This window comes from Sporolactobacillus laevolacticus DSM 442 (assembly GCF_000497245.1).
Lineage (GTDB): Bacteria > Bacillota > Bacilli > Bacillales > Sporolactobacillaceae > Sporolactobacillus > Sporolactobacillus laevolacticus.
Genome location: NZ_AWTC01000010.1, coordinates 13922 through 40503, shown reverse-complemented (window position 1 = coordinate 40503; position 26582 = coordinate 13922). Strand labels below are relative to the sequence as shown.

The following is a 26582-nucleotide window of genomic DNA, read 5'->3' as shown; positions in this document are numbered from 1 at the left end:
AGTTGAGTGGAATGGATTATCAGGTGATGGTTGTGGAAGATCAAAAAGAAATACGGGATGTCGTAGCAAAATATCTTGTGAATGAAGGCTACATTCCTTCTCTCGCGAAAGACGGATTCGAAGCACTTGAGATCTTCGGAAGCCAAACCATCCACCTCGTCCTGCTTGATATAATGATGCCTGGAATCGACGGCTTTGAGGTGCTGAGGGAAATCCGCAAGGTATCCGACGTTCCTGTTATTATGCTTACAGCGAAGCAAGAGGAAATCGACAGGATTCAGGGGTTTGACATTGGCGCAGATGATTATGTAGTTAAACCATTCAGCCTGAAAGAGCTCATGAAACGCGTCGCGGTAATTATGAAGCGGGTTTACCATGAAACCGGTGAAATGGTTTATCATTATGAAACATTAAACCTGCATACCGGTGGCATGAAGCTCTATAAGGGAGACGAAGAGATTCCTGTCACTTCCGCCGAATACGCGCTGCTTCTTACTATGTTCCGACATCAGGGTCAGGTATTAACCCGAGAACAGCTCATTGAGTTGGCATATGGAATCGATTATAAGGGATACGACCGCAACATCGACAGTTATATCAAGCGCCTCCGTCAGAAGATCGAGAAGGACCCCAAAAATCCTGAAATCCTGGTCACAAAATATGGTGCGGGTTACATTTTCGGGGGTGCAATACAATGACCATACGGCGGCAGTGGCTAATTATGTTAACCCTTACGGCCATTCTTGCGATCGTTGTCAATACGATAATCTTAAGCTCTCTCATCAACCAGTATTTTCAGACCTATACGACCGGTGAATACAATAAAAGCCTGTCACAGATCAAGAGTTTTTCAAAAATGGCACTTTCTCAAAATAACATGACCACACAACAGATTGAGGCACAGCTTGCGTCATATCTGAACGATCCGGTTACTCGAATTACTCTCTATAACGCGGATGGCTCGGTCATTGTCAATGTTGGTATTGACATGAGCAACATGAACAACATGATGAGTGGTATGATGCGGGGCAGGGAGGTGGGCACATTTTCCCAGGAGGTCGACCGCACGGAACTAAGGGACTCCGGTATTTCTATCGGAACGGTAAACGTTACGCACTACAGTTCCATCGGCGATTCGCTGACTTCCGTGATGTTTCGATCCGCGCTGATCCGAAACAGCCTGCTCTCTTTCGTTATTGTGCTGGCTCTGTTGGTTATGATCGGGCTCTTTGTGAGCCGAAGACTGAGCCGGGATCTAAGAGGTACTTCATTTATGGCGCTGAATATCGATTTAGGAAATCAGGCGGACATACCGTTCTCAAAAATCCGGGAGGTCCGCATTATCCAGCAAAGCCTGAAGGAATTGAAATCACGGTTAAAGCTGAAACAAATGGGGCGCAAACGCCTGATTGATGAAATGGTTCATCAGACTCGGACGCCGCTCACGATATTGAAGACACATCTGGAAGGGTTTCAGGACGGCGTGATTGATGTGACATCGGAGGAAATAAAAACCTGTGAAATGCAGATCGAGAACGTTTCCTCAATCATTTCTAATATGAGTCATTTGTTGGATACCGAAAAAGAAGTATCTCCGCTCAGCATTGAAGAATTCGACTTCAGCCATTTGTTACGGCGGATTCTGGCCGGGTTGAAGCTTCAATTCGATCAGAAGCAAGTCGCACTTTCCTTGATGAGCCACGAGAAAATAACGGTCAAGACCGATCTATATAAGCTAAGCCAGAGCATTTACAACATCCTGACCAACGCCTACAAATTCACCCAGCCCGGCAGAAAAGTAGAGATTTTCCTCCAAACGGATGAGAAGATGCTCTCCATCGAGATCAAGGATACTGGTGCGGGTATATCGCTCGAAGAACAGAAGCATTTGTTTGAAGCCTATTACAAGGGGAGCAACGCACAGGCGGTTCCCGGAGAAGGATTGGGATTGTATGTTGTAAAGCAGAATCTGGAGCAGATCGGGGGAACGATTCGTGTTGAATCAGCACTCGGTCAGGGAAGCAATTTTATCATTAGAATTCCGATGACTCTTTAAAAAAGCATACAAATTCGATAAGAAAATCATTTTGCTTCGTAGATTTTTATAAGGAGGCATTGATCATGAAAGTTGGAATAACAATCGCTGCATTATCCGTTGCTGGTATTTTTGCAATAGGATTAATCATTTTTGGCGCTATTAATACAGTTTCCTCTGTATCCATGCAAAATAAAGCACGAACCCATTCATTCGAAACTGCTCAAACCAGTTCAACCGCAACAGCACAAACAGATGGCAGTGACAGTAATACCTATTCGAGCAGGTTTGGTTATGGTATGATGAGTGGCGGATACGATATGATGGGCGGGGCGGATTATAGCTACGGCAATCAAGCCAGTGTCACCGAATCTACCGTTCTGAATGATATGTCTATCGCGCGGCATAATTCGCAGGTTGACGAAAAAACGAATACCATTACTTATTTGGGCAGTAGTGTGAAACTTGTCATTGAAGGCAGTCCCGAACAGGCCGATGACAAATTTGTCATAGACGGCCTTGTCAATCCGAAGCTGATCATTACCAAAGGCGCTGATGTAACGACGGAATTTGTAAACGAGGACGCAGACATGCCGCATGCCTTTGAAATCACCAATGCAGCACCGCCCTATGGCTATATGTCCATGATGGATGGAGGCGTCTATCCCGGAAGTGTCTTACGTACATTGCCTAAAGCCTCAAACGGCCATTACGCAATGGCCACGACCACATTTCAGGCAAGTCAGCCGGGTACGTTCTACTATATCTGTCAGTATCCCGGCCATGCGCAAAAGGGCATGTACGGTAAACTGATTATTAAATAGCTAAGTAACAAACTAGATCGACTAAAGTCCGTTGAGCACGTGTAACGTGTGAAATATAAAACCCCCGCTATGAACTGACGCCCTGAAGTTGGACAATAGAAACCCAACTTCAGGGGGTTTTACTATGTTGCACCTAAGTTCATTACGATTATTTATATTGCAAAGAATGTTGGATATTGGGAAATATCTTGGTATGGTATAACATTTGATCTGTTATAGCTTTGGTATTCACTAGTAAAAAGGCATGAATCTTGGTATCAATACAGAATTCATGCCTTTAAGAGAATTACATGTTAATGTCCAACCCATTATCTTGTTCCACAAAAGAGTCCGTTTTGGATTCCGTATAAATTCCGGATCAAGTAGTTCCAAAATGCCGATAAATATTTGATCTGCCAACAACTGTGAGCTTTTTTAAACATGGATACCGTCTCCATTTGGAGAATTTTATATCTTGTAAGAAACCTCAAAAACGTTGATCCCGAGCGGCTTTTGAGGCCTTTTATTGTTATTTTATTTATAGTTTTGCTAGCTAAATACTGGCGGGATCCGAGTTGCCGCCGAATTTTATTATCGTTCCGCTGTTGCCGTTTTGAAGGCATTAAAGAATGAAAAAGCATAAGACAGCCGCAAATGGTTATGGCTCTAGGCACATCAGAGAGACATAGGTCAAAAACAGTTATTTAATTATCGTTGATAAAGAACATACCTATAAATAACATTCAATGTGAGATGCAGGAATATTCCTCTTTCTAAAGAAATATAATTAGGGTGAGGTGTTATGAATGTTGGAAATAGTTGATATACCAAGATTTAATTTTATTGAGCCTGTTCATGGTAAAAATGCGGAACACTTTTACTTTGTCACTACGGATGTTAATGAAGCGGTTGAACATTACCTTCATAAGATTAAAGAAAATAATTCTATTTATATGACCATTAGTTCAATAGATGGCAATGTCTGTGTGGCTAAATCTTTTGGGCTAAACAAAGATAAAACAGGTCCGAATATTATTCGAATGCAAGATCAAGGAGTAAACAATAGAGGCAGACAATTAAGAGCTTATACAAAAGAATTTATAAAAACCGTTAAAAAAAGAATAGAAGAGAATTAAAGCATTCAGTTGGTTTATAATTTACTAATGGTGAAACATCGATGTCCAAAACAAGAAGAATAGGACTTTAGTTGAGATGCGATAAAGAGTATAAGGAGTTTCTGGAGGAGGGCACGCAAACCCTGAAATGCAGGGATTGCGTGCTTTTTGCTTTGGAGAGAATTCATCAGTGTTTGTTTTTTTCAAAAGATGTTGTTCTCACTTCTGGTCAGGCATCAGCGCATTTTCAATTTCAATGATTGTTCAACATTGATTTTGGGCAAGCCTCTTTTGTTTCATACATCCAATTATTTTCTTGAAATAATTTTATTTAGTACGGTAGATAATCCTGCTTAGTAGTCCTGAGTGTATATTTTTTCAGCTTGTTTATTAGGCATTAACGTATCTGGTTTTTGGTAGTAATCCATGATCATCATAATACCGAATGCTGTAGGTTGATACGTTCACTTTCTTCGAAACCTCTTGAATGGTGTACGTCAAAATTCTTCCTCCCTTAGAAAAGCTTAAGTTAGTACGTACTAACCTTAACTGGATATTATTAAAAAGGATATTATCACGAAGGCTGATAGAGCACAAGGATTAGCGATTTTTTTAAAAGGATAACCAATCCTTCCTTATAGCATTACTAACCTTAGGTTTTATTTCATTAATTGAAAAGCACTGAAGATATTTCTGGTCGAAAATAATTGGCGAATTTCTTGGTATAGCAATAAAAATCGAACCTCAAACCAAGGCGACAAAAAAATGATCCATGTCGCTTGCGTTCTAGCTACTCGAAGGGGATATACTGCATTTGGTTAAGTGATTAACAAAAAGGAGTGCGTGAATATGGAATATCGTACGGTTGGTAAAACCGGAATTAAAGTTTCTAACTTAGCCTTCGGCACCATGTCGTTCGGCAGTACCGCGGATGAAGCGACTTCCAAAGCCATGTTTGATCGATGTCGTGAAGTAGGAATTAACTTCTTTGACTCAGCTGACGTTTATGCCGGCGGCCATTCAGAAGAAATCTTAGGCAGCTTAATTAAAGATTCTCGTGACGAAGTGGTTATTACGTCGAAGGTTTTCTGGCCGACCAGTCAGGATATCAATGCGCGGGGCCTTTCTCGACGGCATATTATGCGTGGTGTTGAAGCGAGTTTGCGACGATTGCAAACGGACTATATTGATTTCTACATTGTTCACGATTTTGATAACAATACCCCTATTGAAGAAACATTGCGAGCATTGGATGACCTCCAGCACCAGGGCAAGATTCTTCATGCTGGGGTCAGCAACTGGGCAGCCTGGCAAATCATGAAAGCTCAGAGCATCGCAGCTAAAGAATTACTCGGGCGGTTCGAAATAATCGAACCGATGTATAGTCTGGTTAAACGGCAGGCGGAAGTGGAAATTCTGCCAATGGCGCAAGCGGAACAAATGGGGGTTATCGCTTATAGTCCGCTTGGCGGCGGCTTATTGACGGGTAAGTACGGAGTTGATAAGCGACCGACCAGCGGCAGGTTAGTTGATGAAGCGCGCTATTCAGATCGGTATGCCGATGAAGAAAACTATGAGGCTGCTGATCGATTTACCGCATATGCCAAGGAACACAATGTAGCGCCAGCAACCTTAGCTGTTGCCTGGGTCAAGGCTAATCCATCTGTTACCGCACCAATCATTGGAGCTCGGAATCTCGAACAATTAGAAGATTCACTCGCGGCCGCTGATTTTAACATGACAAAAGAAATGTATGCTGAGATAGCGAGTCTATCGCGAACACCGGCGCCGGCAACGGATCGAACAGAAGTATTAACTGGTAAATGGTCATAAGTCGATGCCGGATATCTCAAGGATGTCGCAGATGTAATCATGAAATTGATCCAAAAACCGGAATTGCATGTACGAGGAAGTATTGGGGTTAACCAGCCGAATACGGATGGCGACAAACCGAGAATGTACTAATTATTTAAGGAGGAAATTAAATGACATCATTGAAAGATAAAGTTGTAATTATTGCAGGTGCTTCAAGCGGCATTGGTGAGGCTACCGCTCGTCGTTTAGCCAATGAAGGGGCTAAACTGGTGATCGGTGCCCGCCGGAAAGAACGGTTGAAGCAATTAGTTAATTCCTTGCCGGAAGCTGAGATCTTTTATCAAGTTGCGGACGTTACCAATCCGGAAGATATGGAAAATCTGGTCAAATTGGCGATCGACAAGTTTGGTCGCATTGACGTCATGTTTAATAATGCGGGGGTTATGCCGACTGCCAACTTGAGTGAGGTTCGCCGTCATGAATGGCAGCAAATGCTGGACATCAACATTATGGGCGTTCTGAATGGCATCGCCGCTGTTTTGCCAATCATGAAACAGCAACAATCGGGGCACATTATTGCGACTGATTCTGTAGCCGGACATGTTGTTTATCCGGGATCTGCTGTCTATTGCGGGACCAAGTTTGCGGTTCGGGCAATTATGGAGGGGCTGCGCCAAGAAGAAAGAGAAAACAATATTCGGACGACCATTGTTTCGCCAGGTGCAGTGGATACCGAACTGTATACAACGATTAATGATCCCGAAGCCAGTGAATGGGTGAAGAATAATCAACGAACACCTGGGTTGGGACTTACTTCAGAACAAATTGCTGATGCTGTAGCCTATGCCATCGGCACTCCGAAGAATGTTGCAATCAATGAGTTATTAATTCGTCCAACGAAGCAGTCCATATAAAAACATTGAAGGCTTGCGCTCGTTCAGAAATTAAGTGAGTTTATATTTTGCTATGAAGGGATGTTTTAAAATGGCATTTAAAAAACAAACAGCCGGACATGAATTACTAGGAGATTTTGCTCCAAAATTTGCAGAACTTAATGATGATGTACTCTTTGGCCAGGTCTGGTCACGGGAAAAAGAATTGTCGCCACGTGATCGCAGTTTGATTACGGTGACATCTTTGATTACTTCCGGCATGTTTGAACAATTGAAATACCATATGGGCAAGGCTAAGGAGAACGGTGTTACCAAGGAAGAAATTGCAGAAGTCATTACGCATTTGTCCTTTTATGCCGGATGGCCAAAAGCCTGGTCAGCTTTTAATCTGGCTAAGGAAATTTACGCTGAGGACTAAGGATACATTTGATCTTAATGCTAAAAAAACTTAGGATAACTCCTTAAAAAGCATACCTTGAAAACCAAGGTATGCTTTTTATTAGATAATTGTCAAATGAATCTAGTGCTAAAAAATACGTAGGTTCGTTGATTGGCGAATGATTGCTTAAGCATACTTGAAAAAAATTGAGAAATCATGTTGCTATTAATCAAATTGTGTGTTAATTTTTAACTAAACGATCGTTTAGTTAATGTTTGGAAGGGAGGTCAATTTAATGAGCATTAAAATGACAATTCGCGATCTTCAGGCAATGGAGCGCCGTAAACAAATTCTTGATGTTTCAAAGAAACTGTTTTTGGAAAAGGGATACCATGCAACATCAATGCGTATGATCAACAAAACAGTAGGACTATCAGAAGCATTAACTTATCATTATTTTCCCAACGGTAAATTAGAGATATTTAAAGCGGTGGTCGAAGCCGGACACGAGAAAACAATCAAACAGATACAGCAAGTGATTCAAACATTCCGGGATGATCTGCCTTTGAAGGATGCTTTAATTACTTACGGGAAAACCGTTCATTCGCTGTTTGCTGCAGATGACAGTATTATTCCGCTCGTTATTCGCGAACATCATTTGCTCGACAAATCTGAGTACACGTTCATTAACGAAACGACTCAGCAACTGATCGATACATTTATTTCCTATTTGACGAGTTTGAAAGTGAAACCAAAATTAAAAGTGTTTGATCTGCGGTTAGGGATTTTGCAGTACACCTATAACTTCACGACAAGTTCACTATTTGGCGAATCCCTATTTAATGATAATTATGATGAATACGTGGAAAAGATTGCTGACTTGACCATTAAATTATGGTGTGAATAACAGGATTTTTTATTTGATTATTTAACTAAGCAAACGTTTAGTTAGTTATGGAGGCGGAATATGAAATCAAAGAATATGCGAAAGTGGTTCGTTCTATTTGTTCTCGCTCTGAGTACTCTGGCAGTTGGCATTGATTCAACAGTGCTGAACCTGGCTTTGCCGACATTGGCATCAAAATTAAATGCAACGAACACCCAATTACAATGGTTTGTTGATTCCTACAACTTAGTTTTTGCTGCTGTGTTATTACCGGCCGGCATGTTAGGCGATCGTTTCGGACGTAAAAAAATGCTTATCCTTTCCTTGGTTATTTTCGGCGTGTCATCCCTGCTTTGCGCTTATGCCGCATCACCCACTCTGCTGATTGTTTATCGGTGTACGCTTGCCCTAGGCGCAGCAATGCTGATCCCAACATCCATGTCCATTATTTCTGTGCTGTTCACCAAAACAGAACAACCTAAAGCGACGGCGATCTGGGTGATCGCAAATACGCTGAGTATGCCGATTGGGCCAATTTTGGGTGGTTGGCTACTGAATCATTTTTGGTGGGGTTCGGTTTTCCTGATCAATGTGCCGATTGTTCTTATTGCGTTAATTTCTGTCATGTTTTTAATGAAAGAATCGAAGCAATTACACCAGCAAACATTCGATTTACTTGGCATTGCCGCATCAAGCCTTGGGCTGACCAGTATAACCTATGGGGTTATCCTTGCGGGTGAAAAAACGTGGTCAAATGCTAATGTTTGGTTTGCGATTGCTTTTGAAGTGATTTTACTCGTGGTGTTCGTCGTTTGGGAACTTAAGTACAAAAAGCCGTTAATCGATTTATCATTATTCAAATCACGCTCATTTTCATTGAGTACTCTTTTTATGATGGTGATCAGCTACATTATGTTCGGTTATCTTTACATCCTTCCTCAGTATTTTCAAAACATTGAAGGTAGTGATACCCAACAAGCGGGTTTCAAATTGCTGCCGCTAATCCTTGGAATTACTTTAGGTTCGATTATTGTCAGCAGAATTAAAATCAATCAAAAGTTGATTTTAAGCCTCGGTTTTATCTTGCTGATTGTTTCAGGTTTTATGGGTTGGCGAACTGTGATCGGCACGTCCTATGGTTGGGTAGCCGTATGGACAGCATTAGCCGGCGTCGGCATTGGAGTTATCTTGCCGGCTACAATGAGCACAGCGCTTGCGGATCTTTCCTCTGATCAAAGCGGTATTGGTTCATCCGTTATTAAAGCCATTCAGCAGATTGGCAGCACATTTGGAGTCGCAACACTCGGGACTGTGCTAACGTCTGCTTATCAGACACATATTCATGTCGAAGGTATGCCCGTTCAACTGATTTCACTGGCTAAAAAAAGTGTCGCTTCAGGTATTGCGGTCGCACATAAGATGCAATCTGCAGCGTTAGTACACGCTGTGCGGTCCGGCTTTATGCTTGGCATGAATCACGTTTTGCTTATTTGTTGTGCGGTCGCATCGTGCACGTTAATTGTTGTTTGGCTGTTCTTGAAAAATCCCAAAACGAAGCAAGTTAATTAATTTATTGAGAGGAGGTAACAATTTGAAAAATAAAAAACTACTGATTATCGGCTGCATTATATTGATTGTAACAATCATGAAATTTCCTATTATGGGCTTGGATCCAAGTGTGAAAATGTCGATCTCAAGTTTGCTAGGACCGCTGCTCCTTGCATCCATCATTTATTTGGTACCCTTGTATTTTGTAGCAAAGAATAAAGGCTGGGCAAAGGCAGTTTTTGTGGTTATTCTGCTCTTGACATTATTCATGGGCGGAAGCTCAGGAATAGGATTTGCGAATACAACACATTCAATGGTTTTGAAGACTTCCATGTTTGCTCTTCTAATCGCGCAAGTGCTTGCTACAATTATTTGGTTCGCTGCAGCGTTTATATTGAAGAAAGAATGAATTTGGACTTCATGAGTAATAAACAAAGAACCAAGAACCTTTGATGAACATAGGTTCCGGGTTCTTTTTAGTAGAAATTGGTTTACACAATTCTTGTAGTGCTGCGAACATTATCTTCAACACGGCTTTAGGATTAAAGAATACCCCATTTTCGTTCATACTCGACGAAAAGCTGATAATCACTGGCAAGAAAACCTTGCTCAGCCAGAGCATTGACCACAAGATGAACATCAAAACGATCTGTTTCCAGAATGACTCTGTCCCTTTTTCCCGTGACTACCCATTGTTCATGTACGGACTGAAGAATCTCGATCATTTGGGCAATATGTTCAAGGCGTTCGGACAAAAATGCCCCCAATTCCCTAATGGACTTGCTGTCTAGATTATTCTTCTGGCGATGCCATTTTTTTAGACTGATCACAGAATCCGATTGATGGTACTGAGGATAGAAATTAAAAGTGACCGTAACTCTTTGCTTACACGTTAGTTGATCTTTTTTCAATCGTTACACCTCCTTAATTGGTAAGCACTTGTAGTGAAATGGATGATTTCCCCACAGTGCTTGGATTTGATCCGGAAACTTAAAGCGACGCCCAAAAGTTGTGGAGGATCAGAACAGAGAGAACATAGCCGAGAATAATATTGACCACTGCCCCCGTACTGAAGGCAGCGAACGGTCGCCAACCGAAGGAGGTCAGTTCCTTGAAGCGTGTGGTCAATCCGATCGAAAGGAATGTAAACGTGAACGCCCATGTTCTGAATTCTTTGATCGGAGCAATCACGTCTGTGCTGATCACTGCCCGGCCTGAGACAGAAGTTGCCGCGATCACTACCGTAAGCAGAATCGATGCAGCGAAGAAGCCAATGATAAATTTAGGAAAACGATGCCAGATTTCGGACGCATCTGCCTTGGTTCCCGTCTGTTTCTTTTCCCAGAAGGTAATTGAAATGAATGCGAGAATGAAGGCCCAGACGCCGATAAAGATATCACGGCCAATGACTTTCATCAGCGTGAAGGAGTTCAGCGCGTGATCACCGAATGCACTTGCTGCAGTTACACCAGCTGCATCGGCGAATTCGGAAGTACCAATCCATGCGCCAGCTGGACCAGCTGGAATGCCAAGCCATTTGATGAGCAAAGAGAGCAGGAAGATCGTAGCGACAGCCCAGATGACAACGATTGAAATGGAAATTGAGACATGTTCCTTTTTCGCCTTGATTGCACCGCCGACTGCGATCGCTGCGGAAACGCCGCAGACGGAACCACCAACGCCAAGCGTTGCGGCGAAGTACTTGTCAAGCCCGAACCAGCGAGTGCCTGCAAAGTAGATCACAAGAAAAGTAATGACTGCAATAAGTGTAGCCTGAAGGAAAGCGACCGGTCCTGCTTGAATGATCAATGTAAAGGGAAGGGTTGCGCCTAATAGGACGATGCCGACCTTTACATAAAGCTCAGTGCGAAGTGCGGATGAGAACCAGCCGGACAGAGGAATAAGGTTTCCAACAATTAATCCGACAGCCAGGGCAACGAGTGGCGCCTCAAGGTTATACTGCTGTGCCCATCCCCAGGAGCTGAAAAGATTGACTGCGACGCTGATAATAAAAAGCAGCGTGAATCCTGCAGCGAATTTTCCGATTTTGATATGAAGAAAGGATGCGGTGATGGAGAACAGGATAAGAAAAGTCAGGAAAAGCAAAATTATGGAGCCGAGATGGGCAGAAAGGATACTCCCCAAGGTCGGAAAATCCGTCCATTTCGTAATCTGCGCGGTCAACACCTTTATTGAACTTCCGGCTGTCCAAAACAAAATCCCTGCCAAAACAAGAAATAAGCCGACCCATACTGCCAACCAATCTTCTTTACGGACAAGTTCAAGCCATCCGCTTTTTCTTACCGTGTTCGGATTGTTTTCAGACGTCAAATCAATAGACATGTATAATTCCTCCTTAAATGAATGGTCACAACCGAGATAAAGTCAAATAATAAAGTTACTAAAATGTTTAATGGCTCCTATCAACTTTAGCCTTCGAAAACACATCTAATTACTGGGTTAAATGCAGCAGTTCATCTTGCACTGTTCCATGTTACCCATCTCACTTTCTTTATTTATCCATTAAAAAAAGCCTCATTCCGAAAGAAAGGGGCTTGGCACTGGAACAGTGTCATTCAATCCTTATCTTTCAGGAAAGTCCTGTTGGATTTGGCACCTGTACTTTACTGAACGTAAAGTGGTTGCCGGACTTCATCGGGCCAATTCCCTCCGTCTCTCGCGATAAGAGTCAATTAAATTGGATTTATCCTACCATGATGATCGGAATAAAACAACCAGGAATAGAAAATATCTATTGACTTATAAGAACCAGGTTTTTTATATCCGATAAAACAGATCAGAAATATTGACAATAATGTGAAAGCATCCTAAGATTAATGAAAACCAAATAACTATCCAGAGTGATTGAGGGACTGGCCCGATGACATCCGGCAACCTGCAGAATTTGTGAAATGACTGTAAGGTGCTAATTCCAGCAAAATGGACCACCATTTTGAAAGATAGGAATATGATGAGCGAAGCCTTTCCTATATTCAGAATGGAGAAGGCTTTTTTTCATGCCATTAGAAAAATGAACAATTCAGGAGGAGGACGATTATTTTGAGTTACGTGAAAGTATGGGCGGATAATGATCAATTAAACAAAAACGAAATCAATAAGCTGAAAAAAGATGGCTTATCGATTTTTGAAGACATTCCTAAGTACGCAAAAAACGGGTTTGAATCGATTCCGAAAGATCAGTACATGTATTTTAAATATGCCGGTCTCACCGTGCAAAAGCCCCAGGACAAGGGTTTGTTCATGATGCGTGTAAAAATTCCGACCGGCATCTTAAATTATGAGCAGGCGGTGGCCCTGGCGGAGATCGGCGCTGAATATGAAAAAGGCACTCTGGATATTACAACGAGGCAGTCGATCCAGTATCACTGGGTGCCGCTTGAACATTTGCCTGAAATCTTTGATCGTCTAAAAAAGGTTGATCTGACAACGAGTGAAGCGGAGGGCGATGCACCGAGAAATGTTGTCGGAAACCCATTGGCAGGGATCGATCCAGATGAACTCTTTGACACAAGACCGACCGTGAATGAAATCTATCGTTTTTTTCAGGACAATCCGGATTTTTCCAATCTGCCGAGAAAGTACAAAATATCGATCAACGCTAATATTTATAATGCCGGTCATGCGGAAATCAATGATCTCGCGTTTACACCGGCTACGAAAGTCATTGATGGGAAAAAAGTTCTGGGTTTTCATGTCAAAGTTGGTGGCGGTCTTGCCGCGAAACCTTACCTCGCCGAACAATTGAATGTCTTCGTTACTCCCGAACATGTCACAAAAGTTGCTGAAGCGGTCACAACGCTTTACAGAGATTTCGGATATAGAAAGAGCAGAGCCCGAGCCAGGCTGAAATATCTGGTGGCCGACTGGGGCATCGAAAAGTTTGAAGAGAAGGTTTTAGAATTAACCGGACCACTCCCCACCGCGGGTAAGGATGAAATCGTTGGATGGAACGGCGGTTTCTTTTTTGGCGCGCATCCTCAGAAACAGGTGGGCCTTAATTATGTTGGAATCAGTGTTCCGGTGGGGCGGATCGATTCAGACGACTTTTTGGAGATTGCCGAACTTGCGAAGCATTACGGTGACGGGGAATTGAGGACTGTAAATTCTCAAAATCTGATTATCCCTAATATTCCCGATCATGAATTAGAAAGATTGCTATCCGAAGATATTTTCAAAAAGTTCCCGATCCATCCGACACCTTTTACCGGGTATGCAATGGCCTGCACAGGAAATGAATTCTGCAATCTCGCACTGACGAACACCAAAGATAAAATGAAAGAAATCGCTGCCCGATTGGACAAGGAGGTAAGTCTAGATGTGCCAGTACGGATCTATATGGTGGGCTGCACCAATTCCTGTGGCCAGCGCCATATTGCCGATATAGGCATTCAGGGACTGAAACTGAAGACAAAAGATAATGAACTTGTCGATGCGTATGAACTCTTCGTCGGGGGGTCGCTCGCCGGCGAAGGACATTTTAATGAACGGTTAAAAGGGAGAATTGCGGCATCATTAATTTCTGATGTGCTCAAAGATTTCCTGCTGTATTTCAAAAAAGAAAAAGAAAATGGCGAAACGTTCTTTGCTTTTAAAAACAGGCAGGGAACGGAAAAGCTTCAGTCTGTTCTTGATGATCTTTTAAAAGCTTACAACAATTGACAAGGAATGAGGAGAAGACGATGGACTTATATCGTTTCATTGTTTCCACGGAAGAAGAAGAGATTCCGGTTGTCGCGGCTGCAGAGAGTGAGGAGGCGGCATTCCGGATTGCGGACCGGGAAATCCAACATAACTTTTTAAAAAAACCAAAAATCACAGATATCGCCTTGATTGAGAAAAAGACCATTAGAAAGACCGGAGCCGGCTATCTGATCCAGGCTCGGAAATCTTATGAATGAAGGTGCGCTGCATGGGAAAGGTTTATCTCGTAGGAGCTGGCCCGGGGGATCCTGGTCTAATAACAGTCAAAGGGCTAAGGCTTCTTCAGACTGCGGATGTGATCCTCTACGACAGATTGGTCAACAAAGATCTTCTTCGTGAGGCCAAGCATTCCGCAAAGCTGGTTTATTGTGGGAAGCAGCCCCACATGCATGCGTTGAATCAAGATAGGATCAATCGTCTGCTCGTGAAGTATGCAGGTTTGTATGCGACTGTTGTACGACTGAAAGGCGGAGATCCCTTTATCTTCGGGCGTGGCGGAGAAGAAGCAGTTGAACTTGCAAAAGAAAACATCGAATTCGAAATTATACCTGGGATTACCGCAGGAATCGCCGCGCCTGCATACGCAGGTATTCCGGTCACACACCGTGATTATGCCGGTTCGGTTGCTTTTGTAACGGGCCATTGCAAGGCAGGAAGTAAGGAAAATACAGACTGGTCGAAGTTTGCTGCTGCAGAAACGCTGGCCATCTATATGGGTGTGTCAACCCTTCCGCATCTTGTAGCTGGATTGATTGCTGGCGGTCGCAGTCCGTCCACACCGGCGGCTATTATCGAGTGGGGAACGACGGAACATCAGCGGACCGTGACCGCGCCATTAATTGATCTTTGTGAGGTATCCGAAAGCGCGCAGATTCATAATCCGTCCATGATTGTAGTCGGAGAGGTTGTGAAGCTTAGGGAGCAGCTGAAATGGTTTGAACGTCAAGAGGTGCAGCAAAGAACACTCAGGGAGGTATTCTGATGCTGGCTATTTTGTATGTCAGCCATGGATCGCGTGTCGCCGAGGGTGTCCGTCAAGCAAATCATTTTCTGAAACAGTGTATGGATCAAATCAATGTGCCGATTCAGCAGATTTGTTATTTGGAGCTGGTGAGACCAGACATTCAGGAAGGGATAAGCCGTTGCATCAAACACGGCGCTGATTGCGTGATTGTTCAACCGATTCTTCTTTTGTCGGCAGGTCATGACAAACGAGATATTCCTGATGAAATTGAGAAAGCACGGGCAGTCTATCCGAATGTCCGTTTTATTTACGGACGTCCTTTCGGGGTGGACGACAGTATTATCGATATTCTAGTAGAGCGTATCCACGAAAAGCATAGCGGTTCAGTACAAAATGACAGCATCCTAATTGTCGGCAGGGGTTCAAGCGATCTGGAGACGCCACGCGCTTTTTCAAGGATTTGTGCCATGCTGGCAAAACGAGGCATCTCTCCTGTTTCCGTATGCTACATGGCGGCCGCAAAACCTTTGTTGAAGGAAGGCCTTGAACTTGCGGTGGAGCAGGGACCAGGCAAAGTCTATATTGTACCGTATCTATTATTTTCCGGGATTCTGATGAGGACGATAAGAAAATCCATAGAAACAAGTGTCAACCGGTTTTCCTTTGTGCTGTGCAAGCCGCTTGGTTACCATCCCTCGCTGATTCATCTTCTTAGAAAAAGAATCCGGGAGTCTATTGACTATGACCGATTATCCGCTCAATCTTAATCTGGCGGGCAAAACTGCTTTAGTCGTTGGTGGAGGACATGTGGCAACCCGCAAAATCCGATCATTAATTGATTGCGGTGCGCAAGTCACGGTCATTTGTGAAAAAGCTTCTGATCAGGTGCAGGAATGGGCTGAACAAGGTGTAATCCTTTGGAAAAAACGGCAATGGAAAAGGACAGACTCGGAGGACGTTCTCCTAATCATCGCAGCAACAGATAGCGAGAAAGTCAACGCTGAAATCACTGAATCTGTACAACCGAATCAACTGATCTGTGTAGCAGGTGATGCATCACTTGGCAACTTTTCCGTACCCGCCGTGATCCGGCGCGGTCGCTTGACCATAACTGTGGCAACAGACGGAGCAAGTCCTTATTATGCTAAAAAGCTGCGCGACGAAATCGAACATGACTTGAGTGGAAATGTTGAAGAATATCTGGATTTTTTATTTTTATTCAGGCAGCAGATACTAAAAAAAAATCTGAGCAGTAATCTTAGAAAAACCTGTCTGAAAAATGTGCTCCAGTCAAAATATCTTCATCGAAACGAGCAGATCGAACTCCTTAAGAATCTTGATGAGTGGATTAAAAATCAATAGCTGAGAACTAACGATCATGAGTAGTAACCTCGGAAACATTCTCCATTAGCAATAATAGAGAAAAGACCATTGAATCTTTGATATATAAGGTTGAGGCACTTTGTTTTGAGCCGGAAATTGGTGTTTTTCAATAGTTCGAAAAACGATAGTTATAAGAAATAACCAATTCTATTTTATAAAAGGAAGCGTCCTTAAGTAATTGATTATCCGGTACTTATGGTTTGAAAGTACGGAATCCAAATGTCTCCTGCTACTTGATTTGCAAGTTGTGTGCTATACTAGAGACAATTTCATAGTAAGTATTATCCTTCGGGGTCGGGTGAAAGTCCCAACCGGCGGTGATTCGTTTATAAACGTAAGCCCGCGACCCGGTTGCCTTTTTGGCAAACGGTTGATTCAGTGAGAAGCTGAAGCCGACAGTACAGTCTGGATGGGAGAAGGATGAAAAAAGTGTACGTCTGAATGAGCACTGATTTAATTTTCAGTAAACAAGGTGTCTGTTTACTCGTTAAATTCGTGGAGATGTAACGCTTTCTTTGTTCTGCATTTAATTTATTTATGGTTATAGATAACCCCTCGAAGAATAAATCTTCGAGGGGTTCGTTTTTTCTTTAAACATTTTTATGGAGGTGTGAAGCTTGCAAGATAAGGATTATATGGAACTGGCGATTCACCTTGCTCAAATGACGAGAGGTCAGACAAGCCCAAATCCAGCGGTTGGTGCGGTTGTTGTCAATCACGGCAGCGTCGTCGGTGTGGGTGCACATCTGAAAGCGGGAGAGGCGCACGCAGAAGTGAATGCCCTTCGCATGGCAGGGGACCGGGCAGAAGGCGGGGTTATGTATGTCACACTTGAACCTTGTTCTCATTTTGGAAGAACGCCACCATGTGCTGATCTGATCATTAAAAAAAAGCTGAAAAGAGTAGTTATTGCCTCTCGTGATCCAAATCCGCTTGTTTCCGGGAAAGGTATAGAGCGGATGAGACAGGCTGGAATTACAGTGGATACAGGAGTCATGAAGAAAGAGGCGGACGCACTCAATCCCTTCTTTTTCCATTATATCCGTACAGGTGCGCCGTTTGTCACGCTGAAAATAGCGAGCACTCTGGATGGGAAAACAGCTACATCAATAGGGGAGAGCAAGTGGATTACAAATGACCAGTCCCGACATGACGTCCATGCGTTGCGAGAACAGCATGATGCGATTTTGGTCGGCATTGGAACCGTTTTGGCTGATGATCCACAACTGACCGTCCGGTTAAATGATGAGGCACACCAGCCGATTCGCGTCGTGCTCGACACGCATCTGCGTATTCCTGAAGAAGCCAGATTAGTGACAGACAGCGCCGCACCGACATGGATTGTGACAGGAAATACCATTGATGAGAAGAAGGCTGAACGGCTCAATCATGGACATATAGATATTTTTCAACTACCGGAAGAGAAAATTGATGTCAGGAAACTTCTGGCTTTGTTGGGTGAGAAAGGGATAACTTCTCTATTGGTTGAAGGAGGAGCGACCGTTCACGGTAGTTTTGTTAAGAGCAGGTCGTTTGATCGTTTGATTGCTTACCTGGCGCCGAAATTAATTGGCGGGACAGAGGCAATTCCGGCAGTTGGAGGATCCGGAATCGAACATCTTGCTGAGGCGGCTAAGTTGTCCATAGAACGTGTAGAAAATATAGGTGGCGATCTCAAGATTACCGCGATACCGGAGAAGGAGTGTTCATCGTGTTTACAGGATTGGTAGAAGAAATTGGACGTGTCTCTTCAGTCACGAAGCGTCCGAATGCAGTCCAGTTGTCGATCAGGGCGAAACACATTCTTGAAGACGTGTCTGTCGGTGATAGTATTGCTGTCAATGGCGTTTGCGTTACAGTGAGCAGATTTTCTAGCGCAGCTTTTACAGTCGATGTGATGCCGGAGACGATCAAATCGACAACGCTTAAAGATCTGAAGCTGAACGATCCGGTGAATCTTGAACGTGCAATGCAGGCGTCTGGCCGTTATGGAGGACATTTTATGACCGGTCATGTGGATAGTGTCGGCAGAATTGTCCGGATTGTGGCTAAAGGGAACGCCCACTATCTCAACATACAAATAGCGTCAGGTCTTCTGCCTCATATTGTGGTAAAAGGATCGGTTGCGATTGACGGTACGAGTTTGACTGTGTTTGGGGCGGAATCGCGGATGTTGACTGTTTCACTGATTCCGCATACATCGGGCCAAACGATTTTAGGCGATAAAAAAATCGGAGACCTGGTTAATATCGAATGCGATGTGCTTCAAAGATATGTTCAGAATCAGCAGGAAACAGAGAAAAAACCACGGCCCGTAAAAAAGGATTTGACCTATGAAACACTTCAAGCAAACGGGTTTATCAATTAATTATGGAGGTGTAAGACATGTTGTCTTCTATTGAGGAAGCTGTACAGGACTTAAAAAATGGAAAAGTAGTGATTGTTTGTGATGATGAGAGCAGGGAAAACGAAGGGGACCTGATTGCACTGGCTGAGCATGCGACACCTGAGGTTATCAACTTTATGGTAACGCATGGTAAAGGGTTGCTATGCACGCCGATTGGATTTTCATTAGCTCAGTCGCTCGGATTTGAACCGATGGTTGAAAAAAACACCGATAATCATGAAACAGCGTTTACTGCTAGTGTTGACCACCGATCCGTAAAGACAGGTATTAGCGCTTTTGAAAGATCGGCGACGATTCAGGCGATCATTTCGGATGATGCTAAGCCGGAAGACTTTCACCGTCCTGGTCATGTTTTTCCACTAATCGCTCGTAAAGGCGGTGTGCTTGAACGAAACGGTCATACTGAAGCAGCAATTGATCTTGCTGAGCTGGCAGGAGCTAAACCGGCAGCTATAATATGTGAAATTCTACGCGAAGACGGCAGGATGGCACGCCTCCCCGAACTTGAGAAAATGGCTGAAAAATTTGATCTGAAAATTATCACGGTGAAAGATTTGATCGATTATCGGAGAAAGCACCAGGTTGAACGTATTGTGGACGTTGATCTGCCTACAGAATACGGACACTTTCGTGCAATTGGCTATAAGGGAACGCTTGATGGGAAAGAACATATAGCCATCGTTAAGGGTCAGATCGCTGGAAATGAGCCGACACTTGTTCGTCTGCATTCGGAATGTCTGACAGGTGATGTGTTCGGCTCTGAACGTTGTGATTGTGGTCCGCAGCTCCATGCTGCCCTGCACGCGATTGAGCAGCACGGAAAAGGTGTTGTCATTTATTTGCGTCAGGAAGGGCGAGGAATCGGTCTGCTGAACAAATTAAAAGCTTATAAACTACAGGAAGCCGGTGATGACACGATCGAAGCGAATGAACATCTTGGTTTTCCAGCGGACATGCGTGACTATGGCTCAGCTGCAGAAATATTAGCCGATCTCGGAATCACCAATGTGCAGCTTTTGACGAATAATCCACTCAAAATTGACGGACTGAAACAGTACGGAATAAGCCAAATTGAACGGATACCTCTCGAAATAGCGGCTAATGAGACGAACAAACGCTATCTACGTACGAAAGCAGAAAAAATGGGCCATCTGCTTCATATGTCATTCTGATGATCCAAAAGTAGGCTCAGCATCGTTCGTTCACAAAGGATAGGATTCCTATCCGCTGTCTCTTGAACTAAAAAACAATTTATGAAATGAAAAAGGAGATTCATTTAATGGGACAAACATTTGAAGGTCATTTAATTGGTAAAGGATTAAAAGTTGGAATCGTTGTTAGCCGCTTTAATGAATTTATTACGAATAAACTGTTATCAGGTGCGCAGGATGCACTGAGACGTCATGGTGTTAGCGAAGCGGATATTGATATTGCTTGGGTTCCCGGAGCATTCGAAATCCCGCTTATCGCTAAAAAAATGGCGGCAGCAGGACGTTACGACACGGTACTTGCTCTTGGCGCGGTCATTCGAGGAGCTACGTCACACTATGATTATGTCTGCAACGAAGTTTCCAAGGGTATTGCCCATGCCGGACTCGAAACCGGCGTTCCTGTCATGTTTGGTATTGTTACAACAGAAAACATTGAGCAGGCAGTTGAACGCGCGGGTACAAAAGCAGGCAATAAAGGATGGGATGCAGCTGTCGGTGGTATCGAAATGGCTAATTTGAACCGTCTTATCGAGCAATGATTAATTTTCCCTTGTCATTTGCTATCCTTTTCCTGTCCTTTTCATTATTGGTTGAATCATAACTGGAAATACGGTTTGAGAAAGTTTGAACATTTTGTGACAATGAGTGATAAATGTCACTTTAATAACGCAAATACTTTGATTTTGCCTCTCTGATTTGTTACTTTTGAGAGGTTAAATGGACTTGGTTAAGTTACGTCCATATTGTTCGATGAAGCTTCACCATTGAACAAATGAGATCGGAGGAAGTCGTTTCATGCACATTCTGACAATTGGAGTCAATCATCGAAACACTCCGGTGAAAATCAGAGAAAAACTGACCTTTCAACCATCAGCTTTAGAACAAGCACTAACTGAATTAAGAGAAACGAAAAGCATTTTTGAAGATGTGATCCTGTCTACGTGTAACCGGACAGAACTCTATATCGTTTGCGATCAGTTGCACACTGGCCGATATTATAGTAAGAAGTTTTTTGTCGATTGGTTTAAGATGCCCCCCGAGACTCTATTACCCTATCTGGTGATCAAAGAAGACCAGGAAGCGATCCGTCATTTATTTCGGGTTGCTTGTGGATTAGACTCAATGATCCTTGGTGAGACGCAGATTCTCGGTCAGGTAAAGACGAGTTTTCTAACCGCCCAGCAATCGGGAACGACCGGAACATTCTTCAATGAACTGTTCAAAGAGGCGATAACCTTAGCCAAACGTGCACAGGATGAAACACAAATCAATGATCACCCGGTATCGGTGAGTTATGCAGCTGTGAAGCTGCTTGACGACACTTTTGGACCGCTTGAAGATAAATCAGTACTGATGATTGGTGCGGGCGATATGAGCAGGCTGGCGCTAAAGCATCTAGCCGGCAGCGGAATCCGTAATTTGACGGTGATGAACCGAACGAAGGATAAAGCTGACCTCCTAGCGCAGCAATTTGAAGGACAGGCGGCAGAACTCGATGCATTGGATGCGTGGATTGAGAGAAGTGACATTGTCTTCACATCAACCTCAGCTCCTGAATTTCTGATCACCGAAGCAAAACTTTTGCCGCTTCTTGCAAGGCGTGGAAAGCGTCCGCTGATTCTGGTCGATGTCGGTGTTCCGCGAAATATTGATCCTGAACTAGCCCGGCTAGAGGGGGTTCATCTGTTTGATATTGATGATCTGGAGAGAATTATCGACAGCAATCAGGAAGCACGCAGAAACGCAGCTTTTCAGATTGAGCGCTTGATTGATCAGCAGCAAGCCAAATACACAGAATGGCTGCACACACTTGGCGTTGTTCCTGTGATTTCGGCACTGCGGAAAAAAGCACTCTCAATTCATTCGGAGACGATGAAACGTATTGAAAATAAGCTGCCCGAGATGACAGAACAGGAACGCAAGGTCATCAGTAAGCAGGCGAAAAGTATGATCAACCAATTGCTTCGTGATCCGATCAATAATATTAAGGAACTCGCTTGCTGTGAGCATGGCAAACACGCGATTGATCATTTTGCAGAAATTTTTAATATCGCAGATGGCGTGGAACGTTCAGAAAAATCTGAACAGGTGCGGGAGTTAAAGGTGCTCCCAGATGGAGAGCTTGAAGAAGACGTTCATCAACGGACGATCCACGGCGGCTGAACGTTTGCCTGATGATTTAGAGAACTGCCTGTCAAGAAAGAAATGGGGCTACGAAATGAGAACAATTCAAGTTGGATCAAGGAAGAGCAAGCTCGCTTTGATTCAGAGCGGTATGGTCATCAAGAGTCTTTCGAGCAAGTCTGATCACTTTTCCTTCGATATAAAGCATATTGTCACGAAAGGTGACCGGATTCTAGATGTGACGTTATCCAAGATTGGCGGGAAAGGATTATTTGTGAAAGAAATTGAGCGAGCTTTGTTAGACGGATCAATTGATTTTGCAGTTCACAGCATGAAAGATATGCCCGCTGAATTACCGCAGGGTCTAGAGATTGCATCAATTCCTAAGCGTGAAGATCCGCATGATGTACTAATTTCCCGTGAATACAAAAAGCTTGAGGAACTTTCACCAGGGGCTGTCGTCGGAACAAGCAGCCTACGCCGTGCCGCACAAATTCTGAATATCCGGCCAGATCTTACCATCCGTTCGCTGCGCGGAAATGTGGATTCGCGGATTGCACGGCTGAAATCCGGCGACTTTGACGCTATCGTTCTTGCTGCGGCAGGAATGAAGCGGTTAGGTGTGGAGGAAAAAGGCGAAAATCTCCCATTCGATCTTATGCTTCCGGCCGTTGGACAAGGCGCACTGGCGATTGAGTGCAGGTCGTCGGATATCGAACTGAAAGCATTGCTTGAAACAATTAATAACGAAGAAACAGCGGTCACCGTTCGTGCGGAGCGTTCTTTTCTGAAACGGTTAAATGGCGGCTGCCAGGTTCCGATCGCCGCATTCTGTGACCGGCGGAAGGACGGCATGCTGGCTATGAGCGGTCTCGTTGCTTCAGCGGATGGGACAAAGCTGTTAAAGACCAGCCGTTTAGGCGATCAGCCTGAAGCACTCGGAATTATGGCGGCAGAAGATTTGCTGGTTCAAGGAGCAGGAAAGATTTTGTCGGACCTTGGAACGGAAAGTGATACTGATGCAAGATGAAAACTTGCCGGCACTCTTAAAGGGAAAGCAGGTGCTGGTTACTCGTGCGCAGCATCAGTCCGCTGCCATGTGCGCCAGAATTCACGCATATGGCGGGGAGGCTGTTCATGTTCCGCTTATCGATTATCGCCAGACGCCGCTTACTTTAGAAGAGCAGAAAAACTGGCTTAAGTCCGTTAAGCAGGCGGACTGGGTGATTTTGACGAGCCAGAATAGTGTAGATTATTTTATACGCGTTTTGGATCACGTCGAACAGCTACGCGGAGTCAGACTGGCAGTTGTCGGTAAAAAAACCGCTGAACAGCTCAAGACCCATGGACTCCAGGCTGACTTTATACCTGAGACGTTTACTGTGCAAGGTTTGTTGAAAGCTTTTAATGATGGACGATTACAAGCCAGCCGAGTAGCCGTTCCGCTAGGATCATTATCAGACACGACATGGCTTGAAAGACTTAGATATTTGGGAATCAAGGTAACAAGTTGTGTCCTCTATCAGACTGTAGCGAACCGCTCCGCTCAACCTCGACTTCAGAATATTATCGAATCGGGGCATTTATCCGCGATCACGTTTACAAGCCCATCCGCAGTTCGTTTTTTTACTGAACTTTTGACAGAGGGCGTATGGCGCGGCGCAATGAAAAGATGTACGATTGCAGTGATTGGATCGACCACTGCGCAGGCACTTAAAACACTCGGCAATTCCCCAGACGTTATTCCGGCTCGATTTACAGCTGTCGATATGATTGACGCGCTGGCAAACTACTATTCTAATAAAGAAGGAAGTCATTGCAATGAACAGCAATCTTGAATTTGATCGTCACCGCCGGCTTAGGCGAACTCCTGCTATCAGAAATATGGTGCGGGAAACATTTCTGCGGCCATCAGATTTCATCTATCCTATTTTTGTGACTGAAGAGGGGAGCAACATCAAATCCGAAATTCCTTCAATGCCAGGTGTGTATCAGTACTCGCTTGACCGCCTTGATGAGGAATTGAAGGAAGTGACCTCTCTCGGGATTCCGTCCATCATGTTCTTTGGTATTCCAAAAAAGAAGGATGCCTTCGGTTCAGGTGCGTATGATGAACAGGGTATTGTACAGCAGGCGATTCGCCAGACAAAGGAAAAGTATCCGGACTTGGTCGTCATTGCGGATACGTGCATGTGCGAATACACGGATCACGGGCATTGCGGTATTATTCATGATGGTGATGTGGATAATGATGAAAGCCTTACCTATCTTGCCAAAACTGCTGTGTCACAGGCTGAAGCTGGTGCGGATATCATTGCCCCTTCAAATATGATGGACGGGTTTGTTGCTGCGATCCGTCAAGCTCTTGATGAAGCCGGCTTCACGCAGATTCCGATTATGTCTTATGCAGTAAAATATGCATCGGCTTTCTTCGGCCCGTTCCGCGATGCTGCTGAGAGTGCACCGAAATTTGGCAATCGGAAAACATATCAGATGGATCCTGCCAACCGTCGCGAGGCGCTTAGGGAAGCAGAATCTGATGTTCGAGAAGGCGCCGACTTTATTATTGTTAAACCAGCGCTTCCGTATCTTGATGTACTGCGAGATGTGCGCAATCAAGTGAATCTGCCGCTTGTCGCTTACAATGTGAGCGGGGAATATGCGATGGTAAAGGCCGCAGCCCTGAATGGCTGGATCGATGAGAGAGCAGTTGTTCTTGAGTCGCTGACCGCGATGAAACGTGCCGGTGCCGATATGATTATTACCTATCATGCCAAAGACGCTGTTCGCTGGCTCCAGGAAGAAGGGTGAATGATGGATTTCAGCAAATCCATTGCTGCATACAAAGAAGCAAAGCCCTTGATGCCGGGCGGGGTCAACAGCCCGGTCCGTTCGTTTCCGTCGGTTGACTTAGATCCGATTTACATGGACCATGGCAAGGGATCGAAGGTCTATGATCTCGATGGAAATGAATATATTGATTATGTGCTGAGTTGGGGACCGCTGATTCTCGGGCATTCCGATGAGAAGGTCGTAGAATATGTAAAGCAAACGGCAGCGAAAGGGCTCAGTTTCGGCGCACCGCATGTGTTGGAGTCTAAATTGGCGGAGCTCGTTATTAACCGTGTACCATCAATAGAAATGGTTCGAATGGTTAATTCCGGAACAGAAGCCACGATGAGCGCGATACGTCTCGCTCGCGGGTACACTGGTCGAGACAAAATTCTGAAATTTGAAGGCAGTTACCATGGCAGTGCTGATTCGCTGCTGATCAAAGCAGGTTCAGGAGTAGCGACACTCGGATTGCCGGATAGTCCTGGTGTTCCCGCCCAACTGGCAAAGGATACACTAACCGTTCCCTATAATGATGCTGAAAGCGTCGCAGAAGTTTTCAAACAGTTTGGAAAGGATATCGCTTGTGTCATTGTCGAGCCTGTGGCAGGCAATATGGGCGTCGTTCCACCGATCCCAGGTTTTCTGGAATCTCTAAGAGCAATTACGAATGAATATGGTTCGCTGCTCATTTTTGATGAAGTAATGACCGGGTTCCGTGTTGCCTATCATTGTGCGCAAGGTTACTTTGGTGTTACGCCTGACCTAACTACGCTGGGGAAAGTGATTGGCGGCGGACTTCCGGTTGGCGCATATGGCGGCAAACGTGAAATTATGAAACAGGTTGCGCCGGAGGGACCAGTCTATCAAGCCGGAACACTTTCAGGAAATCCTCTAGCCATGGCTGCCGGTTACATGACCCTGTCACAGCTGAAACCGGAAGATTATGTCGCGTTCCGTGAAAAAGCAGATCGTTTGGCTGATGGGTACCGATCAGCGGCAGCAAAGTATGGTATTCCTTTAACCGTGAACCAGGCAGGCGCCATGATGGGTATTTTCTTCACGGATCAGAAGGTTATTAATTATAAAAGATCGAAGTCATCCAATCTGGATCATTTTAAAAAATATTTTACAGCGATGATCGAACAAGGGATCTCGCTTCCGCCTTCGCAGTTTGAAGGGGTTTTTCTCTCAACGAAGCATTCAATGGATGATATTGAAAAAACGATCAAGGCTGCCGAATACGCGTTTCGTGAAATTGCTGAATCTTGACGCTTAAAAAGATGAATTACTACTTAAAAAGAAAAACTGGAAAAGGTTGCCCTGATCCAGTGAACGATTAAATCCGGACAAATTTACGGTCCGGATTTTTTATACTATAGGAAAGTATTTAATTTTAAGGATTATAGTATAAGTGCAACTATGACTTCGCCTTAGTCATAGGCTTGGCAAAGCCAAGTTTTCT

27 protein-coding genes and 3 riboswitches are annotated in these 26582 nt (G+C 44.2%); of the genes, 24 read left to right on the top strand and 3 right to left on the bottom strand.

The genetic code is table 11. The annotated features are described in order from the left end of the window. Nucleotides 1-11: 11 nt before the first annotated feature. From P343_RS29700 to P343_RS29685, 4 genes are all read left to right on the top strand, one after another. Nucleotides 12-698 carry a response regulator transcription factor gene (locus tag P343_RS29700; RefSeq protein WP_023510491.1) on the top strand — a complete coding sequence of 229 codons (687 nt, stop codon included), beginning with the start codon at nt 12-14 and terminating at the stop codon, nt 696-698. Beyond that, on the top strand, nt 695-2056 hold the full coding sequence (locus P343_RS29695) for a sensor histidine kinase (RefSeq protein ID WP_023510490.1): 1362 nt from the start codon (nt 695-697) through the stop codon (nt 2054-2056). The genes P343_RS29700 and P343_RS29695 overlap by 4 nt, the downstream gene beginning before the upstream one ends. A gap of 65 nt (nt 2057-2121) precedes the next feature. Next, on the top strand, nt 2122-2859 hold the full coding sequence (locus tag P343_RS36755; RefSeq protein ID WP_023510489.1) for a plastocyanin/azurin family copper-binding protein: 738 nt from the start codon (nt 2122-2124) through the stop codon (nt 2857-2859). 785 nt (nt 2860-3644) lie between these two features. Continuing rightward, nucleotides 3645-3974 (top strand): hypothetical protein, encoded by a 330-nt coding sequence (locus tag P343_RS29685; protein ID WP_023510488.1) that lies wholly within the window; start codon nt 3645-3647, stop codon nt 3972-3974. A 369-nt stretch (nt 3975-4343) separates the two neighbouring features. Here the strand turns inward: P343_RS29685 and P343_RS37785 are convergent, their stop codons facing one another. Then, complete coding sequence (locus P343_RS37785; protein ID WP_084297786.1) at nt 4344-4454, bottom strand: MerR family DNA-binding transcriptional regulator; 111 nt, start codon at nt 4452-4454, stop codon at nt 4344-4346. A gap of 348 nt (nt 4455-4802) precedes the next feature. Between P343_RS37785 and P343_RS29680 the strand changes: the two genes are divergently transcribed. The 6 genes from P343_RS29680 (at nt 4803) to P343_RS29655 (ending at nt 9883) form a co-directional block, all read left to right on the top strand. After that, complete coding sequence (locus P343_RS29680; protein WP_023510487.1) at nt 4803-5786, top strand: aldo/keto reductase; 984 nt, start codon at nt 4803-4805, stop codon at nt 5784-5786. 152 nt (nt 5787-5938) lie between these two features. Further along, nucleotides 5939-6682 (top strand): SDR family oxidoreductase, encoded by a 744-nt coding sequence (locus tag P343_RS29675; RefSeq protein WP_023510486.1) that lies wholly within the window; start codon nt 5939-5941, stop codon nt 6680-6682. Nucleotides 6683-6752: 70 nt separating this feature from the next. Then, a complete protein-coding gene (locus tag P343_RS29670) occupies nt 6753-7079 on the top strand; it encodes a carboxymuconolactone decarboxylase family protein (protein ID WP_023510485.1) in 327 nt (108 codons plus the stop codon). Nucleotides 7080-7335: 256 nt separating this feature from the next. After that, nucleotides 7336-7947: a TetR/AcrR family transcriptional regulator gene (locus P343_RS36420; protein WP_023510484.1), complete on the top strand. Its 612-nt coding sequence runs from the start codon at nt 7336-7338 to the stop codon at nt 7945-7947. Between the two features lie 60 nt (nt 7948-8007). Then, nucleotides 8008-9495: a DHA2 family efflux MFS transporter permease subunit gene (locus P343_RS29660; protein ID WP_023510483.1), complete on the top strand. Its 1488-nt coding sequence runs from the start codon at nt 8008-8010 to the stop codon at nt 9493-9495. A 22-nt stretch (nt 9496-9517) separates the two neighbouring features. Continuing rightward, nucleotides 9518-9883, top strand: coding sequence for a hypothetical protein (locus P343_RS29655; RefSeq protein WP_023510482.1), 366 nt, complete (start codon nt 9518-9520; stop codon nt 9881-9883). A 133-nt stretch (nt 9884-10016) separates the two neighbouring features. Here the strand turns inward: P343_RS29655 and P343_RS29650 are convergent, their stop codons facing one another. Both P343_RS29650 and P343_RS29645 read right to left on the bottom strand, forming a co-directional pair. Beyond that, nucleotides 10017-10385, bottom strand: a complete 369-nt coding sequence (locus tag P343_RS29650; RefSeq protein WP_023510481.1) for a glycosyltransferase family protein — start codon at nt 10383-10385, stop codon at nt 10017-10019. 79 nt (nt 10386-10464) lie between these two features. Next, nucleotides 10465-11817 carry a YeiH family protein gene (locus P343_RS29645; protein ID WP_023510480.1) on the bottom strand — a complete coding sequence of 451 codons (1353 nt, stop codon included), beginning with the start codon at nt 11815-11817 and terminating at the stop codon, nt 10465-10467. A gap of 237 nt (nt 11818-12054) precedes the next feature. Continuing rightward, a riboswitch (SAM riboswitch) is annotated at nt 12055-12163 on the bottom strand. A 160-nt stretch (nt 12164-12323) separates the two neighbouring features. Next, nucleotides 12324-12441, top strand: a riboswitch (SAM riboswitch). Between the two features lie 93 nt (nt 12442-12534). On the opposite strand from P343_RS29645, the gene P343_RS29640 reads away from it, so the two are divergent. The 14 genes from P343_RS29640 to hemL all read left to right on the top strand — a co-directional run bounded on the left by P343_RS29640 (nt 12535) and on the right by hemL (nt 26389). After that, a complete protein-coding gene (locus P343_RS29640; protein WP_023510479.1) occupies nt 12535-14154 on the top strand; it encodes a nitrite/sulfite reductase in 1620 nt (539 codons plus the stop codon). Nucleotides 14155-14174: 20 nt separating this feature from the next. Continuing rightward, the gene (locus P343_RS29635; RefSeq protein ID WP_023510478.1) at nt 14175-14393 is read left to right on the top strand and encodes a DUF3906 family protein; all 219 of its coding nucleotides are present in this window, start codon (nt 14175-14177) and stop codon (nt 14391-14393) included. Nucleotides 14394-14404: 11 nt separating this feature from the next. Next, on the top strand, nt 14405-15178 hold the full coding sequence (gene cobA / locus P343_RS29630; protein ID WP_023510477.1) for a uroporphyrinogen-III C-methyltransferase: 774 nt from the start codon (nt 14405-14407) through the stop codon (nt 15176-15178). Beyond that, nucleotides 15178-15927 (top strand): sirohydrochlorin chelatase, encoded by a 750-nt coding sequence (locus P343_RS29625; RefSeq protein ID WP_023510476.1) that lies wholly within the window; start codon nt 15178-15180, stop codon nt 15925-15927. The genes cobA and P343_RS29625 overlap by 1 nt, the downstream gene beginning before the upstream one ends. Continuing rightward, nucleotides 15902-16522 carry a precorrin-2 dehydrogenase/sirohydrochlorin ferrochelatase family protein gene (locus tag P343_RS29620; protein ID WP_023510475.1) on the top strand — a complete coding sequence of 207 codons (621 nt, stop codon included), beginning with the start codon at nt 15902-15904 and terminating at the stop codon, nt 16520-16522. The genes P343_RS29625 and P343_RS29620 overlap by 26 nt, the downstream gene beginning before the upstream one ends. A 301-nt stretch (nt 16523-16823) precedes the next feature. Further along, a riboswitch (FMN riboswitch) is annotated at nt 16824-16968 on the top strand. A gap of 192 nt (nt 16969-17160) precedes the next feature. Continuing rightward, complete coding sequence (gene ribD, locus P343_RS29615) at nt 17161-18273, top strand: bifunctional diaminohydroxyphosphoribosylaminopyrimidine deaminase/5-amino-6-(5-phosphoribosylamino)uracil reductase RibD (RefSeq protein ID WP_023510474.1); 1113 nt, start codon at nt 17161-17163, stop codon at nt 18271-18273. Beyond that, complete coding sequence (gene ribE, locus P343_RS29610; protein ID WP_023510473.1) at nt 18255-18911, top strand: riboflavin synthase; 657 nt, start codon at nt 18255-18257, stop codon at nt 18909-18911. The genes ribD and ribE overlap by 19 nt, the downstream gene beginning before the upstream one ends. Nucleotides 18912-18928: 17 nt before the next feature. Next, on the top strand, nt 18929-20122 hold the full coding sequence (locus P343_RS29605; protein WP_023510472.1) for a bifunctional 3,4-dihydroxy-2-butanone-4-phosphate synthase/GTP cyclohydrolase II: 1194 nt from the start codon (nt 18929-18931) through the stop codon (nt 20120-20122). 107 nt (nt 20123-20229) lie between these two features. Continuing rightward, nucleotides 20230-20700, top strand: coding sequence for a 6,7-dimethyl-8-ribityllumazine synthase (ribH, locus tag P343_RS29600; RefSeq protein WP_023510471.1), 471 nt, complete (start codon nt 20230-20232; stop codon nt 20698-20700). Between the two features lie 256 nt (nt 20701-20956). Beyond that, nucleotides 20957-22324 carry a glutamyl-tRNA reductase gene (hemA, locus tag P343_RS29595; protein ID WP_023510470.1) on the top strand — a complete coding sequence of 456 codons (1368 nt, stop codon included), beginning with the start codon at nt 20957-20959 and terminating at the stop codon, nt 22322-22324. Between the two features lie 55 nt (nt 22325-22379). Next, a complete protein-coding gene (gene hemC, locus P343_RS29590; RefSeq protein ID WP_031264010.1) occupies nt 22380-23315 on the top strand; it encodes a hydroxymethylbilane synthase in 936 nt (311 codons plus the stop codon). Then, on the top strand, nt 23305-24123 hold the full coding sequence (locus P343_RS29585; RefSeq protein WP_023510468.1) for a uroporphyrinogen-III synthase: 819 nt from the start codon (nt 23305-23307) through the stop codon (nt 24121-24123). Before hemC ends, P343_RS29585 begins: the two co-directional genes overlap by 11 nt. After that, nucleotides 24107-25096, top strand: coding sequence for a porphobilinogen synthase (gene hemB / locus P343_RS29580; RefSeq protein WP_023510467.1), 990 nt, complete (start codon nt 24107-24109; stop codon nt 25094-25096). The genes P343_RS29585 and hemB overlap by 17 nt, the downstream gene beginning before the upstream one ends. Then, nucleotides 25097-26389, top strand: coding sequence for a glutamate-1-semialdehyde 2,1-aminomutase (gene hemL / locus P343_RS29575; protein WP_023510466.1), 1293 nt, complete (start codon nt 25097-25099; stop codon nt 26387-26389). The last annotated feature ends 193 nt before the right edge of the window (nt 26390-26582 follow it).